Source organism: Xylophilus sp. PBN-3R (assembly GCF_057747805.1).
The window spans coordinates 3,156,470-3,173,508 of sequence record NZ_CM173225.1; the positions used below are offsets into that span (position 1 = coordinate 3,156,470).

17 protein-coding genes are annotated in these 17,039 nt (G+C 66.7%); 11 read left to right on the forward strand and 6 right to left on the reverse strand.

Annotation, left to right across the window (positions count from 1 at the left end):
* Positions 1-420: 420 nt before the first annotated feature.
* The 5 genes from AC3ANW_RS14975 (at position 421) to AC3ANW_RS14995 (ending at position 4,502) form a co-directional block, all read left to right on the forward strand.
* A complete protein-coding gene (locus tag AC3ANW_RS14975; RefSeq protein ID WP_488341638.1) occupies positions 421-957 on the forward strand; it encodes a hypothetical protein in 537 nt (178 codons plus the stop codon).
* Positions 954-1,451: a hypothetical protein gene (locus AC3ANW_RS14980; protein ID WP_488341639.1), complete on the forward strand. Its 498-nt coding sequence runs from the start codon at positions 954-956 to the stop codon at positions 1,449-1,451. The genes AC3ANW_RS14975 and AC3ANW_RS14980 overlap by 4 nt, the downstream gene beginning before the upstream one ends.
* A 136-nt stretch (positions 1,452-1,587) precedes the next feature.
* Entirely contained in the window at positions 1,588-2,601 is a 1,014-nt protein-coding gene (locus tag AC3ANW_RS14985; RefSeq protein WP_488341640.1) for a Bug family tripartite tricarboxylate transporter substrate binding protein, read from the forward strand.
* A gap of 34 nt (positions 2,602-2,635) precedes the next feature.
* Complete coding sequence (locus tag AC3ANW_RS14990) at positions 2,636-3,619, forward strand: LysR substrate-binding domain-containing protein (RefSeq protein WP_488341641.1); 984 nt, start codon at positions 2,636-2,638, stop codon at positions 3,617-3,619.
* A gap of 73 nt (positions 3,620-3,692) precedes the next feature.
* Positions 3,693-4,502 carry an aspartate dehydrogenase gene (locus tag AC3ANW_RS14995; RefSeq protein ID WP_488341642.1) on the forward strand — a complete coding sequence of 270 codons (810 nt, stop codon included), beginning with the start codon at positions 3,693-3,695 and terminating at the stop codon, positions 4,500-4,502.
* A 32-nt stretch (positions 4,503-4,534) separates the two neighbouring features.
* Here AC3ANW_RS14995 and AC3ANW_RS15000 read toward each other — a convergent pair whose 3' ends face one another.
* Both AC3ANW_RS15000 and AC3ANW_RS15005 read right to left on the reverse strand, forming a co-directional pair.
* The gene (locus AC3ANW_RS15000; protein WP_488341643.1) at positions 4,535-5,035 is read right to left on the reverse strand and encodes a hypothetical protein; all 501 of its coding nucleotides are present in this window, start codon (positions 5,033-5,035) and stop codon (positions 4,535-4,537) included.
* 80 nt (positions 5,036-5,115) lie between these two features.
* Positions 5,116-5,862, reverse strand: a complete 747-nt coding sequence (locus tag AC3ANW_RS15005; RefSeq protein ID WP_488341644.1) for a FadR/GntR family transcriptional regulator — start codon at positions 5,860-5,862, stop codon at positions 5,116-5,118.
* A 118-nt stretch (positions 5,863-5,980) separates the two neighbouring features.
* Between AC3ANW_RS15005 and uxuA the strand changes: the two genes are divergently transcribed.
* The 3 genes from uxuA to AC3ANW_RS15020 are packed head-to-tail and all read left to right on the forward strand — an operon-like array spanning position 5,981 to position 8,662.
* Positions 5,981-7,018, forward strand: coding sequence for a mannonate dehydratase (uxuA, locus tag AC3ANW_RS15010; protein WP_488341645.1), 1,038 nt, complete (start codon positions 5,981-5,983; stop codon positions 7,016-7,018).
* A gap of 43 nt (positions 7,019-7,061) precedes the next feature.
* Positions 7,062-8,072: a Bug family tripartite tricarboxylate transporter substrate binding protein gene (locus AC3ANW_RS15015; RefSeq protein ID WP_488341646.1), complete on the forward strand. Its 1,011-nt coding sequence runs from the start codon at positions 7,062-7,064 to the stop codon at positions 8,070-8,072.
* A gap of 23 nt (positions 8,073-8,095) precedes the next feature.
* Positions 8,096-8,662, forward strand: a complete 567-nt coding sequence (locus AC3ANW_RS15020; protein ID WP_488341647.1) for a YceB family lipoprotein — start codon at positions 8,096-8,098, stop codon at positions 8,660-8,662.
* On the opposite strand, the gene leuD is transcribed toward AC3ANW_RS15020, so the two are convergent.
* The 4 genes from leuD to AC3ANW_RS15040 are packed head-to-tail and all read right to left on the reverse strand — an operon-like array spanning position 8,649 to position 12,624.
* The gene (gene leuD / locus AC3ANW_RS15025; protein WP_488341648.1) at positions 8,649-9,305 is read right to left on the reverse strand and encodes a 3-isopropylmalate dehydratase small subunit; all 657 of its coding nucleotides are present in this window, start codon (positions 9,303-9,305) and stop codon (positions 8,649-8,651) included. The two genes, AC3ANW_RS15020 and leuD, sit on opposite strands and share 14 nt — an antisense overlap.
* Positions 9,298-10,716 carry a 3-isopropylmalate dehydratase large subunit gene (leuC, locus tag AC3ANW_RS15030; protein ID WP_488341649.1) on the reverse strand — a complete coding sequence of 473 codons (1,419 nt, stop codon included), beginning with the start codon at positions 10,714-10,716 and terminating at the stop codon, positions 9,298-9,300. Before leuC ends, leuD begins: the two co-directional genes overlap by 8 nt.
* Positions 10,713-11,642, reverse strand: coding sequence for an alpha/beta fold hydrolase (locus AC3ANW_RS15035; RefSeq protein ID WP_488341650.1), 930 nt, complete (start codon positions 11,640-11,642; stop codon positions 10,713-10,715). Before AC3ANW_RS15035 ends, leuC begins: the two co-directional genes overlap by 4 nt.
* Positions 11,643-11,646: 4 nt before the next feature.
* Positions 11,647-12,624 (reverse strand): tripartite tricarboxylate transporter substrate binding protein, encoded by a 978-nt coding sequence (locus tag AC3ANW_RS15040; protein ID WP_488341651.1) that lies wholly within the window; start codon positions 12,622-12,624, stop codon positions 11,647-11,649.
* 98 nt (positions 12,625-12,722) lie between these two features.
* Between AC3ANW_RS15040 and AC3ANW_RS15045 the strand changes: the two genes are divergently transcribed.
* The 3 genes from AC3ANW_RS15045 to AC3ANW_RS15055 all read left to right on the forward strand — a co-directional run bounded on the left by AC3ANW_RS15045 (position 12,723) and on the right by AC3ANW_RS15055 (position 16,916).
* Positions 12,723-13,706 (forward strand): LysR family transcriptional regulator, encoded by a 984-nt coding sequence (locus AC3ANW_RS15045; protein ID WP_488341652.1) that lies wholly within the window; start codon positions 12,723-12,725, stop codon positions 13,704-13,706.
* The gene (gene dusA / locus AC3ANW_RS15050) at positions 13,703-14,716 is read left to right on the forward strand and encodes a tRNA dihydrouridine(20/20a) synthase DusA (RefSeq protein WP_488341653.1); all 1,014 of its coding nucleotides are present in this window, start codon (positions 13,703-13,705) and stop codon (positions 14,714-14,716) included. Before AC3ANW_RS15045 ends, dusA begins: the two co-directional genes overlap by 4 nt.
* 70 nt (positions 14,717-14,786) lie before the next feature.
* Positions 14,787-16,916 carry a hypothetical protein gene (locus tag AC3ANW_RS15055; RefSeq protein ID WP_488341654.1) on the forward strand — a complete coding sequence of 710 codons (2,130 nt, stop codon included), beginning with the start codon at positions 14,787-14,789 and terminating at the stop codon, positions 16,914-16,916.
* The last annotated feature ends 123 nt before the right edge of the window (positions 16,917-17,039 follow it).

Here is a 17,039-nt window from a genome sequence, read left to right on the forward strand (position 1 = left end):
AAGTGGCCAGACAGCAGGATCTTCGCCGCCAGCGCCTACCTGCCCGCCCCCCGAATTCAGGTCGATGCGAAGGCTGCCCAGGCTGGGCGGGCCGCTCCATTCGAGTGCATCCTCGACCACCAAAAAGGTGCATCCCCGGACCATGCAGATAACCACGAATATCCGCAGCGTGGCAAGGCGGGCTGCGTCTGCCGCCAATGGTGATCGCCACCTGGATGACAAGATTAAAATCAGAGGGGCATTTGTCTCCGAATATGGCGCGGCGAATATCTGCCGGCCGGCCGATTATCGGCCGGCGAACCGTGCACGAATCTCCGGAACCGCTGCACGGAGACCGCATCGACCGCCGCACATGCGCGCACGCGGAAAATCGGCACTGTTTTTGGGCACACTCCTGCCTCGGAGCAACAGAAGGAATTTATGGCGCGATCGATCTTCACCTGCTGCCTGCTGGCAGGCCTGCTGGCCGTCACCGGCTGCACTTCCCTGGTGACAGAAGGCAGCACCGCAGGCGCGGGCATCGCAGGCACCGCCGTCGCCGGCGCGCTCACCAACAGCGCCAGCGCCGCCGCGGGCATCGGCCTGGGTGTGCAGGCTGCGGCACGTGTGGCGGTGCAGTACGGCCAGCGCAAGGTGCACGCCGAGACGCAGGCCCAGATCGCGCAGATCGCCGGCGCCCTGGAGGTCGGCCAGGTGACCCGCTGGAAGGTCTGGCACGACATCGCACTGGAGCCCGACGAAGCCGGCCGGGTGACGGTCAGCCGCACCATCAGCACCGGAGAACTCGACTGCAAGGAAATCATCTTTTCGGTCGATGAAGCCCTGCAGGACAAGAAAGGGGTAATGGACGCTTCCATCGCAAACGGTTTCTACGTCGCGTCCATCTGCCGGAACGGCACGCAATGGGCCTGGGCTTCTGCGGAACCGGCGACGGCGCGCTGGGGTGGACTGCAATGAAGGCGACTCTGGTCGGCCGGATCGTGCTGCCGGCCGCGCTGCTGGCCGTGGCCGGCTGTACGTCGGTGGGCAGCGTGTCGGGTGCGGCGGCCGGCATCGCCTCGGGCAGCGCCAGCGGCAATCCGGCGGTCGGCATTGCGGTCGGCATCGGTGTGCGGGCCATCGTGGACGATTCGGTGGACCGGCTGACACGCCACTGGAGCACCGAAGAGCAGCAGAGCATCGCCATCCGTGCCGGCGCGATGAAGGTCGGTGAACGCCAGGCCTGGAATGTCCGCCACGCCGTGCCCATCCGCAACACCGATGGCCAGGTGCAGGTGGTGCGCGCCTTCGAGACGCCGCTGGCCAGTTGCAAGGAAGCCCTGTTCACCGTCGCCGGCACCGACGCCGCGTCGGCCAGCACCTGGTTCACCACGACCGTCTGCCTGGGTCCGAAGGGCTGGCAGTGGGCTGCCGCCGAACCGGCGGTGCCCCGCTGGGGCGCGCTGCAATAGGTCTGCCGTTCCGCCGCACGACGGATTAGCTGGACTCGTGCATGGTCCGAATAATGCTCGTTTGTTCCCCGGGTGAACCCACCCATAGGATGGATTCACTTCGTTTTCCATCCGCCAGCCCGCAGGAACAAACCGCATGTCCGTCTCTTCGATCCGCCGCCTCGGCCTGGGCACTTTCGGTGCGCTGGGCGTTCTGCTGGCACTGGCCGGCACGTCCATCGGTGCGCACGCACAGGCCCCGGCGCAGGCACCCTTCCCGACCAAACCGATCCATGTGGTGGTGCCCTTCCCGCCGGGCGGCATCAACGACACGGTGGCCCGCCCGATCCTGAAGAAGATGGGCGAACTCCTGAGCGTCGGCTTCGTCATCGACAACCGGCCGGGCGCCAGCGGCACCATCGGCACCGCCGCCGCGGCCCGGGCCGAACCCGACGGCTACACCCTGCTGCTGGGCGCGGCCAGCACCATGGCAGTGGTGCCGCACATGATGAAGTCGGTGCCTTATTCACCCACCCGGGACTTCGCGCCCATCGGTGGCCTGGCCTCGGTGCCCAGCGTGATGATCTCGGGCAGTGCGGCCAGATTCCCCGACTTCGCAGCGGTGCTGGCCGAGCTCAAGAAACGCCCCGGTGAACTGACCTACGGTTCGGCCGGCCCCGGCACCTCGCACCACACGCAGATGTCGTTTCTGAACCTGCAGCTGGGCACCTCCATGCTGCATGTGCCCTACAAGGGCAGCGGCCCGGCGATGGCCGACCTGCTGGGCGGCCAGATCGATTTCCTGATGGACCCGCTGCCGACCACGCTGGCGCAAGCGGGCGGCGGCAAGATCGTGCCGATCGCCATCACCGCCGCACAACGTTCGCCGCTGCTGCCCGGCGTGCCGACCTTCATCGAACTGGGCGTGAAGAACTTCGAGGTCAGCACCTGGTTCGGCCTGTTCGCCCCGGTGAAGACACCGCCCGCGGTCCTGGCCGTCCTGACCGAGGCCCTGAATTCAGCGCTGCGCGACCCGGCCATCGCCCAGTCCATGAGTTCGCGCGGCATGGACCCGCTGATCAGGTCGCCGGCCGAAATGGCGCAGTACGTGGCCGCCGAGAACGTGCTGTGGAAGGGTGTGATAGAGAAGACGAAAATCGGGTTGGACTGACCGTCCGCCCCGCCCGTCTTCCCATCTTCCCTTCATGCGCAGAACCCTTCCGCCGCTCGCCACCCTGCGCCCCTTCGAAGCCGCCGCACGGCTGGGTTCCTTCACCGCCGCAGCCGACGAACTGGCCCTGACGCAGGGCGCGGTCAGCCTGCAGATCCGCAACCTCGAGAGCTTTCTCGGCAAACGCCTGTTCGAGCGCCTGGTGCGCCGGGTCGAGCTGACCGAGGACGGCCGGCAGTACTACGCCGCGTGCCTGAACGCGCTGGAAGAGATCGAACGCGCCACCCGCCGCCTGCTGGCGCAGCGCGACCACCGCATCCTCACCGTGTCCTGCCTGCCCACGCTGGCCACCATGTGGCTGATGCCGCGGCTGGGCGCGTTTTCGTCGGCCTATCCTGACATCGAGGTGCGGGTGGCGACGTCCATCTCGCCGGTCGACCTGCGCGCCAGCGACATCGACGTGGCTCTGCGGGTCGGCAAGCTGCCGGGCCGCCACTATCGGCGCGGCCTGCCAGGCATCGACCTGGTGATGACCGACCGCTGGGACGGCATCGAAGCCGACTACCTGTTCGACGACGTGCTGGTGCCGGTCATCGCCCGCAAGCTGCTGAGCCAGGGCGCGGCGATCGAAACCGCACGCGACCTGCTGAAGTACAGCCTGATCCACACCGCCAGCCGGCAGAACGCCTGGCGCGACTGGCTGTCCACGCAGGGCATCGACAACCGCAGCCGCAAGGCGTCCGCCGAATACGGCCACTTCTTCATGGCGCTGCAGGCGGCGCAGGACTGCAAGGGCATCGCCATCCTGCCGCGCAAGCTGTTCGAGACCTACTCCGAACGGGCGTCCGACCTGGTCGTGGCCTTCGAATCGGCCGTGCCCAGCGCTGGCGAGTACTACATGCTCACCCACGAATCACGTGTCGACAACGCGGCGGTGCGCAAGTTCCGCAAGTGGGTGCTGCTGATGGCGCAGGCCGAGGGGCCAGACCACACATCAGCCAAACCAATGGAGCCGTGAGCGCAATTCGTTTGTCACCGCGGGCCGCTGTTTCCTATCATCCGGATCACCGGAAAACCAAAGGACATCGAGAGTGAAGACAACTATCCGCGTCGGTATCGCAGGCCTCGGCGCCGTCGGCAAGAAACTCGCCACGGCACTGGACGACGGCAGCCTGCCCGGCCTCACGCTGGCCGCTGTCGGCGTGCGCGACGAGGCCAGGGCCCGCGCATCGATCACGCTGAAAGGCGAACCGGTATTCACGGCCGTCGAGAACCTGGCGGACCACTGCGACGTGGTGGTGGAATGCGCCCCGTCCGCCCTGCTGCCGCAGATCGCGACCCCGGTGCTGGAGGCCGGCAAGACCATGATGGTGCTGAGCGCCGGCGCCCTGCTCTTCCACCCGGAACTGATCGACCTGGCACGCGAACACGGCGGCCAGATCATCGTGCCGACCGGTGCGCTGCTGGGCCTGGATGCGGTCAGTGCCGCCGCCGAGGGCACCATCCATTCGGTGACCATGAAGACCCGCAAGCCGGTGCGCGGCCTGCTCGGCGCGCCCTACCTGGTCGAGAACAACATCGTCATCGAGGGCATCACAGAGCCGATGTGCATCTACCGCGGTTCGCCGCGCGGCGCAGCCAAGGGTTTCGCCGCCAACCTGAACGTGGCGGTGGCGCTTTCGCTGGCCGGCATCGGTGCCGACCGCACGGTGCTGGAGGTGTGGGCCGATCCGCACATCGACCGCAACATCCACCAGATCGTGGTGGACGCCGATTCGGCCTCTTTCACGATGGAGATCCAGAACATCCCCAGCGAGAACCCAAAGACCGGCCGCATCACCGCACTGAGCGTGCTGGCCGCCTTGCGCAAGATGGCGGCGCCGCTGCGCGTCGGCACCTGAAACAGCCAAACCTGTTCGCCGACGACGGCCGGCTATTCATTCAAAAGCAGGCGCAGGCGGGTTCGGTATCGGTCGAACCGAGCCGCCGTAGCCTGGAATTTCTCGACGGCGGTGATCGACCGATCCGTCAGCGTCCTCAAGGTATTTTTGTCGACGATGGTCCTGCGATGGATCTTGACGGAACCGAATTCCTGTTCCCTTGCAGCAGACCAGCAACAAAAGAACGGTGCGTTCGACGCTTTCCGCTGGAAGGCCACCATAGACGCTTCATTTACCGGGGCTGTCGTATCAACTGGCAAGGCAGTCGCCTCGAGGTGATTGCACAGCGTCTGGTACACCCACTCGGCCAGGATGTCTTCGACAGACTCGACCCCGAGCGGGCTTTGTGGGGGCGTGCGCGAAATGGACATCAGCGAAGACCCCGTCGACGTGGTGATTTGCGCCGACCACAAAAACCGGTTGAACTGGGCTGAAAAATAGTAATTCGAGCCGCAGGCGAAGGCTTCTGAAAAAAATGATCCAGACGTGGTCATTTCATTTTCCCGGGATGGTTTTCTCGACCCGGTCATTCTCATCCTGCAGAAAATCCAGACAAGCCGGATCAACCATCGAATCAGCGCCAGGCCTGGGTGAATTCCTGGATGACACGTTCCAGGTGCCCGCGCATGGCCGCGCGCGTGGCCGCCGGGTCGCGTGCCAGGATGCCGTCGAAGATGCGCTGGTGATCGGCCAAGGCGGCCGAGCGCATTTCCAGCGTCGAGAAATGCTGCTCCATCCTGGTCCACAACTGGCTGCTGCGAGAGCCGTCCCAGATGGCGGCCACCGCCTGCACCAGCACGTTGTTGCCGGTGGCGCGGGCGATGGCGAGGTGGAATTCGCGGTCGGCGGCTTCGTTTCCGGGCTTGTCCTGGAGATGGTCGCGCATGTCGGCGATGGTCGCGAAGATGGCGTCCAGGTCGCTGTCCTTGCGGTCCGCCGCGGCCTGCGCCGCCACTTCAGATTCAATCAGCGCCCGGGCCCGCAATGCCTCGATCGGACCGGGACCCTGGGCGAATTCGAACGACGCCAGGCGGACGTTCGGCGGGCACACGTAGATGCCCGAACCGCCCCGCACCTCGACCGTGCCGTTCACCTCCAGCGCGATGATGGCTTCGCGCACCGACGTGCGGCTGACCTTGAATCTTTCCGCCAGCGCACGTTCGGCAGGCAGCCGGTCGCCGGTCTTGAATTCACCCGCCGCGATCAATTCGACCACCTGATTGGCCAGACCGCGGTAGGACCGGTCGACCTCGGCGCGGCCGGTGGCGGCTGCCGGGACCCGCGTGGATGGACTGGCGTTGACCTGTGCTTGGGCGGACATTCTGTGCTTCTGGAAAAGATCGCGGGGATGATAGCGCGGCCTTAGTGGTAAACCATGTGCGCTGTTCTGGTTCACCAATCTACATTTGGTCCAACCAATTTACAGATCCAGGAACACCATGAAGATGTCTTTTCGCTGGTACGGCGACAACGATCCGATCCCGCTGGCCTATATCCGGCAGATTCCCGGCATGACCGACATCGTGTCCGCCCTGCACGACGTGCCGGTCGGAGAGGTCTGGCCGCTGGACCGCATCCTGGCGCTGAAGGACAGGATCGAAGCCGCAGGCCTCAGGTTCGAAGTGGTCGAGTCGGTCGCGCTGCACGAGGACATCAAGCTCGGCAAACCGGGCCGCGATCGCTACATCGCCAACTACCGGCAGACCATCCGCCACCTGGCGCAGGCCGGCATCCAGGTCATCGCCTACAACTTCATGCCGGTCTTCGACTGGACACGCACCTCGCTGTCCAAGACGCTGGAAGACGGCTCGACCTGCCTGTCGTTCAGCAACGAAGACCTCGAAAAGATCGACCTCGACAACGGCATGTCCCTGCCCGGCTGGGACATGAGTTTCAAGCCGGCCGAAATGAAGGCGCTGCTGGCCGAATACCAGGGCATGTCGGTCGAGCAGTACCGGGACAACCTGGCGTATTTCCTGAAGGCCGTCATTCCGGTGGCTCAGGAGGTGAAGGTCAAGATGGCGATCCACCCGGACGACCCGCCGCGGCCGCTGTTCGGACTGCCCCGCATCGTCAGCAACCGCGACGACCTGGCGCGCATCCTCAAGATCGTCGACGTGCCGGAAAACGGCATCACCCTGTGTTCGGGTTCGCTCGGCGCGGGCCCGCAGAACAATGTGGAAGCGCTGGTGCGAGAGTTCGGCGGCCTGGGACGCATCCACTTCGCGCACCTGCGTAACGTGAAGGTGCAGCCCGACGGCGATTTCGAAGAGACCGCGCATCTTTCCGGCTGCGGATCGCTCGACATGGCGGCCATCGTGCGGGCCTACCGCGAGGTCGGTTTCACCGGGCATTTCAGGCCCGACCACGGCCGGATGATCTGGGGCGAAACCGGCAAGCCGGGTTACGGCCTGTTCGATCGCGCGCTGGGCGCGGTATATCTCAACGGCCTGTGGGAAGCCACCGCGCCGCGTTGATTCGGTTTTCATAAACACACCCGGAACCGGGGGAGACATTCGAATGGACAGCAATCAGATTTCGCGGCGCAATGCGCTCGTCGTGGGCGGCGGCGCCGTCTTGGCAGGCATGGCCGGCATGGCACCGTCGGCCTGGGCGCAATCGGCCTATCCGACCAAACCGATCACCATCGTCGTGGGTTATCCGCCGGGCGGCCAGACCGACTTCGGCGGCCGCATGATCACTGCCGGACTGCAGGGCGCGCTGGGTCAGTCGGTGGTGATCGACAACCGGGCGGGCGTGGGCGGCAATATCGGCGCCGACTATGTGATGAAGTCACCTCCGGACGGCTATCGCCTGCTGGCCGGCAATGGCGCGATGTGCATCAACCCGCACACCTACCGCAACACCACGATGGTCGACCCGCTGAAGTTCACGCCCATCGGCCTGATGCTCGAATCCGCGCTGGTGCTGGTGGTGCCGGCGAGCATGCCGGTACATACCTTCGCCGAATACGTCAGCTGGATCAAGGCCCAGGAAAAGACGCGCGGCGGGGTCGACTACGCATCCAGCGCTGCCGGCAGCCTGACCCACGTCACCATGGAACTGATGCGCGACCGCATCGGCAAACCGGCCATGACCCACGTGGCCTACAAGGGCAGCGGGCCGGCCATCATCGACGTGATCGCCGGCCGGGTCAGCGGGCTGTTCGACGCCGCCTCGGTGGTGTCGCCCTTCGTCAAGTCGGGACAGCTGCGGCCGTTGATGGTGACCAGCGCGAAACGGGTGCCCAGCCTGCCGGAGGTGCCCACCGCGACCGAACTGGGCCTGAAGGATTTCGAGATCCTGGCCTTCATCGGTCTTTACGGCCCGCCCGGCCTGCCCGCGCCCATCGTCGAAAAACTCAACGCCGCATTGAACACCTCGCTGAAGGATCCCGCGTTGATCAAGACCATTGCGGACCGTGGCGAAAACCCCGGCGGCGGCACACCGGAGCACCTGAAGAAGATGACCGCCGACGATTTCAACCGCTGGCGCGACATCGTGAAGGAAAACGACATCCGGGCCGAATGACCGGCGGGCCGACAATACGGCCCATGGCATCCATCACCCGACGCGGCTTGCTGCGGCCCCTTGCCGGCGCCGCGCTGGCCGCCCTCGTCGAACTTCCAGCCCAGGCCGGCTACAACCTGTGGACCGGCCAGTTCACCGTCGATCAGCCGGAACTGCAGGCCCGGGTCGAGACCCGGTTTCCACTGGCCTTTCCGTATCCGCCGCTGTTCGACGTCAGGGTGCAGCGGCCCCGCCTGGGCCTGCACCCGGGCGAGCAGCGTGTCTCGGTGACGGTCGACGTGCTGGTCCGCAGCGCCTTCGTGCCGCAGCCGCTGAAAGGCCTGCTGACGATCAGCGGCCGGCTGCGTTTCGACGCGGCCAGCCGCTCGGTGCGGCTGGTCGATCCGGCAGCCGACCGCATCGATTTCCAGGGCCTGGCGCCGGCCGACGCCCGGCAGCTTCAGGCCATCGGCCAGGCGGTGGCGCAGGACGCCCTGCAGGACTGGCCGCTGCACACCTTCCGGCCGGAAGAACTGACCATGGGCAGCCGCATCTTCAAGCCCGGCGAGATCACCGTGCAGGACGCGGCCATCAGCATCACGATCGACTAGCCGCCCTGGCCAGCCGCGCGACCGTTGTCGACGCCACGTCGCGCACCCACGGTTGCGCCTGCCAATGCCGCTGCGCAAAGGCCTCGATCCGTGCGGCGTAGGTCATCGACAGGCCGATGACGTCCAGGCCTTCCATCGACATCCGGCGGTGCCGCTCCGACATGCCGAACGCCGCGTCGACGCTGGCGCTGCGCAGCCGCAGCCGTTCGAGGTCGATCCGCACTTCGGCGGTCTGCGGGTTTTCCGCGTCGGCCGTCAGCGCGGCGATGTCGGCCGGCGGCAGCATCACCAGCAACAGCTGGTTGTTCATGGCATTCGAATAGAAGATTTCGCCGAAACTCGGCGCGATCACCGCCCGTATGCCGTATTGCTGAAGGCCCCACACCGCATGTTCCCGGCTGGAGCCGCAGCCGAAGTTGGCGCCGCCGATCAGGATGCTGGTGGCGGCGCGCTCGGGCCGGTTGAGCACGAAGTCGGCGCGGGGAACACCTTGCGCGTCGAATCGCAGGTCGTACAGCACGCCGCGGTCCAGGCCCGACTTGTCGATGCCGTGCAGGAACTGCTTGGGCATGATCTGGTCGGTGTCGAGGTTCTCGATGGGCAGGGCGGCAGCCAGGCCGACCAGGGTTTTCAGTTCAGGCATCGAGGGCCTCCAGTCGGCGGACGTCGGTGATGGTGCCGGTGAGCGCGGCAGCCGCGGCCATCGCGGGGCTCATCAGGTGGGTGACCGCACCGCGGCCCTGGCGGCCTTCGAAGTTGCGGTTGGTGGTCGAGGCGCAGCGCACGCCGGCCTCGAGGATGTCGCCGTTCATCGCCAGGCACATCGAACAGCCGGGTTCGCGCCATTCGAAGCCGGCGTGCTGCAGCAAGGCGGCGATGCCTTCCTTTTCGGCCTGCTGTTTCACCGCACCGGAACCCGGCACGACCATCGCCCGCACGCCGTCGGCTACATGCCGGCCGCGCACGATGTCGGCCACCGCCCGCAGGTCCTCGATGCGGGCGTTGGTACAGGAGCCGATGAACACATGCTGGACGGGTGTGCCCTCGATGGCCGAGCCGGCAGCCAGGCCGGTGTAACGCAGCGCCTGCTCGGTGCTGCGGCGCAGCGGGCCGTCGGGCTGTTCCTGCGGCAGCGGAATGCGCTCGTCGATCGAGATGACCTGGTCCGGGCTGGTGCCCCAGGTGACATGGGGCGCTACAGCGCTGGCGTCGAAGCGGTGTTCGATGTCGAAGGCAGCGCCTTCGTCGCTGTGCAGGCCCGCCCAGTGGCGCAATGCGGCATCGCGGATGTCTCCGTGGATATCGGGAGCGCGCTGCAGCAGGTAGTCGATCGCCTTGGCATCCGGCGCCATCAGCGCGCCCCGCGCACCGGCCTCGACCGCCATGTTGCAGACGGTGAAACGCGCCTCGACCGACAAGGCTTCGAAAGCTCTGCCGGTGAACTCGACGACATGGCCGCGCGCGCCCTGCGCACCGATCCTGCCGATGATCATCAGCACCAGGTCCTTGGCGGTGGTGCCCACGGGCAGCCGGCCGTCGACGCGGATGCGCATGTCGCGCGCCAGCCGGTAGACCAGCGTCTGCGTGGCCAGCACATGCTCGACTTCCGAGGTGCCGATGCCGAAACCCAGCGCGCCGAGTGCGCCGTAGGTGGTGGTGTGCGAATCGCCGCAGATGACCACCATGCCGGGCCGGATCATTCCGTGCTCGGGCGCGACCACGTGCTCGATGCCTTGCAGTGCGTCGTTGGTATCGAACAGCGGGATGGCGTGGCGGTCGCAGTTCTTCTTGAGATTGCTGGCCTGCAGCGCCGGTGCCGCATCGCGGATGACACGGATCACGCCAGGATCGGTCGGTATGACATGGCTGACCACCGCCACGTTCTGCCCCGGCATCGGCACGCCGCGGCCCTTTTCGTCCAGCCCGGCGAAGGCCTGCGGGCTGGTGTATTCGTTCATCAGGTGCAGGTCGCAGAACAGCAGCACGTTCTGTTCGTCGAGCGTCGCGACGGTGTGCGACCCGACCAGCTTCTGGTACAGGGTGCGGGGCTTCATGCGGGTACCTCCTGGGCAAGAAAAGGCTGGATCTGCGCCAGCAGTGCTTCGGGTGCTTCCTCGGCGATGTAGTGGCCGCAATCGAGCGCGCGGCCGTCGACCTGCAGCGCGACCCGGCGCCATTCGTCCAGCGGCTCGAAGCATTGGTGGACGACCCCTTGCCTGCCCCACAGGGCCAGCAATGGCATGGCCAGCTTGCGGCCGGCGTCGCGGTCTTCCCGGTCGTGGTCGAGGTCGATGCCGGCGGCTGCACGGTAGTCCTCGCACAGTCCGTGGGCCGCGCCGGGCAGTGCCACGCAGCGCTGGTATTCGGACAGTGCGCGGGGGTCGAACGGCGCCAGCCCGGCGCTGCGGCGGCCCATCACGTCGCGGATGTAGGCCGCCGGGTCGGCGGTGATCAGCCGCTCGGGCAAGGGCGACGGCTGGATCAGGAAGAACCAGTGCCAATACGCGCGGGCGAACGCTTCGGCGGTCTGTTCGTACATCGCCAGCGTGGGTGCGATGTCGAGCAGCACCAGGCGCGAGACGGCGTCCGGATGGTCGGCCGCCAGCCGGTGCGCGACCCGTGCGCCACGGTCGTGCGCCAGCACATCGAAATGCTCGTAACCCAGCCGCGACATCAGCGTGTGCTGGTCGCGCGCCATCACCCGTTTGGCGTAGTTGGCGTGGTCGACGGCGCCCTGTGGTTTGGAAGAATCGCCATAACCCCGCAGGTCGGCCATCACCAGGGTGTGGTCGCGGGCCAGCACCGGTGCGACCTTGTGCCAGATCGCGCGGGTCTGCGGATGGCCGTGCAGCATCAGCAGGGGCGGGCCGGAGCCGCCGACGGTGGCGGCGATTTCGATGCCGGACTCCACGTCGATGCGTGTTTGGCGAAAACCCGGAAACAGGGATTCGAGCGCTGCGGCTGTCGTGCCTTCGGTCATTTTTTCATTCACCGGTGATGCCGCGCTCTTTGACGAGCTTCGCCCATACAGGCATTTCCTGTTCGAGCTTGTTTCGTGCCGCGGCGGGGGTCGAGGGAGTCGGGTCGAATCCTTCCTTGACCATGCGGTCGCGGATGGCCGGAGTCGCCATGGCCTTGTTCAGCGCCAGGTTGAGTTTCTCGATGACGGCCGGCGGCGTGCCTGCTGGCGCGAAAGCCATGAACCAGGTTTCGAACAGATAGCCGGGCAGGCCGGCTTCGGCGATCGTGGGCACGTCCGGCATCAACGAAGACCGTTTGCCGCCCGTCACACCCAGCGCCCGCAGCTTGCCGCCCTGCACCTGCGGCAGCGCGGCGGACAGCACCGGGAAACTCATGTCGACCTGTCCGGCGATGGTGTCCACCAGGGCCGGGCCGCCGCCGCGGTAAGGAACATGCAGGATGGACACGCCGGCCGTCGCCTTGAACAGTTCTGCCGCCATGTGGAAGGTGCTGCCGGCACCGGCGGAGCCGTAGCTGTACTTGCCTGGCGACGCCTTCACCCGGGCGATCAGCTCGGCGACGTTCTTCGCCGGGAAGTCGTTGTTGACCACCAGCACATGCTGCGAACTGGCCACCATGCCGATGGGTGCCAGGTCCTTCTGGGTGTTGAAGGGCATGCGGGCGAACAGCGCCGGATTGATGGCCAGCGACACCGTCTGCAGGCCGATGGTGTAGCCGTCGGCAGGTGCCTTGGCGACGACATCCACGCCCAGGTTGCCGCCCGCGCCGGCCCGGTTCTCGATGAACATGTCGCCACCCAGGGCCTTTGCCCATTCGGCGGTGACCAGACGCGCCGCGATGTCGGCGCTGCCGCCCGGCGCATAAGGAACGATCAGCTTGACCGGGCGTTCCGGAAAGGTCTGGGCCGAAGCCGCGAACGGCGCGCACGCGGCCGCCAGCGCCAGCAGAAGAAAGGGGTTCGTGAGGGATCGGCGCTGCATGGTTTGTCTCCATCGAATTTTTAGAACCCGAATCGTAAACATGAGCCCGATTCGTACAATAGGCGTCGGGTAACTTCTTTCAGTCTTTCAGGTAATCAATGGACGGCTTTTCCGACCTGGCCTTTTTCGGCCTGCTGAACCAGAAGGGCAGCATGGCCGCCACCGCGCAAGAGCTGGGCGTGACCGGGCCGGCGGTCAGCAAGCGGCTGGCGCAGCTGGAAAGCCGCCTGGGCGTGCGGCTGCTCAACCGCACCACCCGCCGCATGAGCCTCACGCCGGAAGGCGAGACCTATCTGGTCGACGGCGCCCGCCTGCTGAACGAACTGGAGGCACTGGAACGAACCGTGTCGGGCCACCAGGCGCAACCCAAGGGCCTGCTGCGGGTGAGTGCGACGCTGGGTTTCGGCCGTCGGCACATCGCGCCGGCGCTGAGTCGTTTCGCCGAGCTGTACCCGGGGCTGGAAGTGCAACTGCACCTCGGCGACCGCCCCGCGAACCTGGTCGAACAGGCATTCGACGTGGTGATCCGTTTCGGCGAGATGCCCGATGCACATCTCACCGCTCGCCTGCTGGCAGACAACCGTCGCATCCTCTGCGCCAGCCCCGCCTACATCCGGAAGGCCGGCATGCCCGCCACACCGCGAGAACTGGCGCGCCACGCCTGCATCTTCATCCGCGAAGGGGACGAAACGTTCGGCACCTGGCACCTGCGCAACGGCGCCCGGACCGAGACGGTGAAGGTGCGCGGCGCGCTCAGCACCAACGACGGTGAATCGGCGACCGGCTGGGCGCTGTCCGGCCACGGCATCCTGATGCGTTCCGAATGGGAAATCGCCACCCAGGTGGCGGCGGGCGCGCTGGTGCCGGTGCTGCCGGACTGGCACTTGCCGCCCGCGGGCGTCTATGCGGTGTTCCGCACCGGCCGCCACCTTTCGGCCAAGACAAGAGCGCTGGTAGACCACCTGCTGGCCTGGTTCGCCGGGCAACGCGGTGGCTTGCCGGAGCAGTGGGCGCAGCTCTCTGAGAAAATGCCGCCTCGCTGCGTCGATGGGACCCGGCGCAAGACTTTTCTCGCGAGATGAATTCCAAAGACGAACCACGGCTCACGGGCATGCCGCGACCGGCGCGACTCAGCGTCGCGCCGATGCTCGACTGGACCGACCGCCACTGCCGCTATTTCCATCGCCTGCTGAGCCGGCACGCCCTGCTGTACACCGAAATGGTGACCACCGGCGCGCTGCTGCACGGCGATGTCGCACGCCACCTGCGCTTCAACGACAGCGAACATCCGGTCGCCCTGCAACTGGGCGGCAGCGAGCCGGCCGACCTGGCGCGCGCCGCCGTGCTGGGCAGGCAGTGGAACTACGACGAGATCAACCTCAACTGCGGATGCCCTTCCGAACGGGTGCAGCGCGGTGCCTTCGGTGCGTGCCTGATGCGCGAACCGGCGCTGGTGGCCGACTGCGTCAGGGCGATGGTCGATGCGGTCGACATTCCGGTCACCGTCAAGCACCGCATCGGCGTCGACCGCGAGGACAGCTATGCCTTCGTGCGCGACTTCGTCGGCACCGTGGCCGAGGCCGGCTGCCACAGTTTCACCGTACATGCCCGCAGCGCCTGGCTGCAGGGCCTGAGTCCCAAGCAGAACCGCGAGGTTCCGCCGCTGCGCTACGAGATGGCGCACCAGCTCAAGCGCGACTATCCACAGCTGCACATCACCGTCAACGGCGGCATCGCCAGCGCCGCGCAAATCGCCGAGCAGCTGTCGCAGGTCGATGCGGTGATGGTCGGCCGCGAGGCGTATCACAACCCCTGGAGCCTGGCCGGCTGGGACAGCGAATTCATGGGTGCGCCCGCACGCGACATCAGCCGCGAATCGGTGGAAGAAGCCATGGTCGAGTACATGGCGCGCGAGGCCGCCGAACACGGCACCCACTGGTACAGCGTGGCGCGCCACATGCTCGGCCTGCGCCATGGCCTGCCCGGCGCGCGCTACTGGCGCAGGGTGTGGAGCGACCACCGCCTGAAGTCCCTGCCGGCACACGAAGTGATGACCATCGCCCGGCAACCCCAGGGCCTGTCGGTGGATTGAGCTTCCGCCGGGAGGTCGGTGTTTCGGTTGGACCCGGCGGCCGGCGGGAGTCGCCCGGAACAATCGGTCGATGCTTACCTCCCCGCCGGCTCTCCCCAATCTTCCCGCCCATCCGAAATCCCCGGATGCTACCGGCCGGGCCGTGACGCTGGTGGCGCAGGGCCTGAAGGCAGATGACGGCGGCTACCGACTCCGGTTCCAGGCCGACGGCGCCGCCGGCGTGCTGGGCCTGCTGCCTCCCAGGCCCCTCAGGCCACGACCCGGTGATGTCGTGAGCGTCCGTATCGGCCACCATTTCCTGTCGTCCGCACCCAAGGTGATCGACGATTTTTCCGCTTCCGGACTGCTGTCGGCATTGCGGCTGCTGCAGAAGATCCGCAACCTCGACGGCCCGGACGACATCGCCAGCGCGCTGCCTACGGCGTTCTCAGAGGCCAACCAGCCGTACGTCGAAATTGGCCTGCTGAGCCTGCTGTTTCCGCTGGTGGTCATATCGGCGGTGGGTGCGGTGCGCAACGCCCTGCATGTCTATTCGGCGGAATATCCGGCGGCGGTCCGCCGCAAATTCGATCAGCAGCAAGCCATGATCGACGCGCTCCGAAGCGATGGGCTCACGCTTGGCAGCCACCAGGTTCCGGCCGAAACCGATGCCGAACTCGAATTGCTGCTGGCGTTGCAGCATGAATCGACAGACCACTTCGAGGCGCAGCAGCTCAGCCGCGAACGTGGTGCGCTCCGTCTGGTCCGGCACAACATCGGCAATCGCTGGCACCGGGTGCGAGGCAATGGCGATCTTTCGGCGGCCTTCAACGAAGAGGTGCTGGAGATCATCGCCCGACGCATGTCGCGGGCCCGCGTCCTGTCGAGCGTGCACGGCTGCTATCAGCTGGAACGGCTCGAAAAACTGGAACGGGAACGCGCCGCTTCCAAGATGACCCGCACCGCCGCGTTGTTCACCGGCCTTGGCATGCCGACCATGGCGGCCGGCATGCCGGTGTCTGCAGGCGGGGCGGTGGCCAAGGCACTCAAGTCGGTTGCGGCTGAAGAAGCGTTTGCTCAGGCCACCGCATGCGTGATGGGCGCCGCACAGCTGATGCAGCTCACCTCGGGGGCGCTGCAGTTCCAGCTGCACCGGAGCGCACGTGGGCAGATCCGTCGCGACGCGGAAGCCGTACGGCAACTGGCCGAGACCCGTGACGGCCTGGCGCAGCCGGTGCTGCAGCAATACCTGGACAAAAGCGCATATCGGCAGCGGGCCGCTTCCCGCGACATGGCGCTCAGCGGCGTGCTGACCGGCGGCCAGGCGCTGATGCTGGCGTCGAGTGTCACCGGGCTTCTGGTTCCGCCGGTGGCCGCCGGGCTGGCGGTGCCGGGCGCGGTGATGACGGTGGCGGCGAGTGTCTGCTCCAGCCTGCAGGCGGATCACTTCGGCAGGCACACCGGGGCCGGCGCCATCGATGCGATCCGAAAGCTCGAATCGGTCGGCAACCTCGGGCCGCGCCTGCAGGAACAGGGACTGGCCGCCACCACCGCAGCCATCGGCGAAGGCGCACTGTCGCAGCAGCAGCAGGTGGAACAGACACGGATGTGGAACGACATCCTCGATGCGCTGGCCGACGAGGACCCGCGCCCCGGCCAGCCGCCGTGGCCGGCCCAACAGCGATGCGACCGCGTGACACAGAACAACCAGGCGCAGCGCGGCCGCAGCCATGTCGGACCGCATTGCACCAGGGCTCTGGATGCATTGCGGCAGGAGCGTTATCCGCTTCTTTTTTTCCAGCGAAGCCTGCCGGAAATCCAGCGGGCGCTGGCGCTGGAGATGGCGGCGCACCCGCACCGGCGGATCATCGGGCGGCAGACGAAATTCCGGCAGCAGGTGCTGTTCGAAACTCTGATGGCACTGTCGGCACGGCCGGATGCGCGGATTTCCGGACTGTTCCATCTGGACTCCGGACGCCGGGTGAACCTCATCGCGGCAGACACCCAGTTCTTTGCCTGGCTGACGGCCAATCCGGAGGCGGACGCGGTGTTCCGCCAGAAACACAACGAGGTGCTGGCGCGGCATCTCCTGGCCGGCAACCGCTTCGCAGGGGCCGAACATCACGAAGCCCTGACCGACCTGGCACACACGCACCGGCGGCGGCAGGCACTGGCCGATGCGCTGCGGCTCGATCCGTCCGAGGAAACCACGCGAGCCTAGCGGCGCGACGGATGCCGGCCGGTGTGCGGGTCAGGTGCTTCCGGTAACGCCTTCGACGTGGCGCCGAGGTTTTAATATCGGCGTCGCGCGCCGCCGGGCGCGCACCGTGTCCCCCGCCCCCAG

What these genes read in the sequence shown, in the direction of transcription:
- AC3ANW_RS14975 (WP_488341638.1), top strand. Translation starts at nt 421, where the DNA reads ATGGCGCGATCGATCTTCACCTGCTGCCTGCTGGCAGGCCTGCTGGCC.
- AC3ANW_RS14980 (WP_488341639.1), top strand. Translation starts at nt 954, where the DNA reads ATGAAGGCGACTCTGGTCGGCCGGATCGTGCTGCCGGCCGCGCTGCTG.
- AC3ANW_RS14985 (WP_488341640.1), top strand. Translation starts at nt 1,588, where the DNA reads ATGTCCGTCTCTTCGATCCGCCGCCTCGGCCTGGGCACTTTCGGTGCG.
- AC3ANW_RS14990 (WP_488341641.1), top strand. Translation starts at nt 2,636, where the DNA reads ATGCGCAGAACCCTTCCGCCGCTCGCCACCCTGCGCCCCTTCGAAGCC.
- AC3ANW_RS15000 (WP_488341643.1), bottom strand. Translation starts at nt 5,035, where the DNA reads ATGACCACGTCTGGATCATTTTTTTCAGAAGCCTTCGCCTGCGGCTCG.
- AC3ANW_RS15005 (WP_488341644.1), bottom strand. Translation starts at nt 5,862, where the DNA reads ATGTCCGCCCAAGCACAGGTCAACGCCAGTCCATCCACGCGGGTCCCG.
- uxuA (WP_488341645.1), top strand. Translation starts at nt 5,981, where the DNA reads ATGAAGATGTCTTTTCGCTGGTACGGCGACAACGATCCGATCCCGCTG.
- AC3ANW_RS15015 (WP_488341646.1), top strand. Translation starts at nt 7,062, where the DNA reads ATGGACAGCAATCAGATTTCGCGGCGCAATGCGCTCGTCGTGGGCGGC.
- AC3ANW_RS15020 (WP_488341647.1), top strand. Translation starts at nt 8,096, where the DNA reads ATGGCATCCATCACCCGACGCGGCTTGCTGCGGCCCCTTGCCGGCGCC.
- leuD (WP_488341648.1), bottom strand. Translation starts at nt 9,305, where the DNA reads ATGCCTGAACTGAAAACCCTGGTCGGCCTGGCTGCCGCCCTGCCCATC.
- leuC (WP_488341649.1), bottom strand. Translation starts at nt 10,716, where the DNA reads ATGAAGCCCCGCACCCTGTACCAGAAGCTGGTCGGGTCGCACACCGTC.
- AC3ANW_RS15035 (WP_488341650.1), bottom strand. Translation starts at nt 11,642, where the DNA reads ATGACCGAAGGCACGACAGCCGCAGCGCTCGAATCCCTGTTTCCGGGT.
- AC3ANW_RS15040 (WP_488341651.1), bottom strand. Translation starts at nt 12,624, where the DNA reads ATGCAGCGCCGATCCCTCACGAACCCCTTTCTTCTGCTGGCGCTGGCG.
- AC3ANW_RS15045 (WP_488341652.1), top strand. Translation starts at nt 12,723, where the DNA reads ATGGACGGCTTTTCCGACCTGGCCTTTTTCGGCCTGCTGAACCAGAAG.
- dusA (WP_488341653.1), top strand. Translation starts at nt 13,703, where the DNA reads ATGAATTCCAAAGACGAACCACGGCTCACGGGCATGCCGCGACCGGCG.
- AC3ANW_RS15055 (WP_488341654.1), top strand. Translation starts at nt 14,787, where the DNA reads ATGCTTACCTCCCCGCCGGCTCTCCCCAATCTTCCCGCCCATCCGAAA.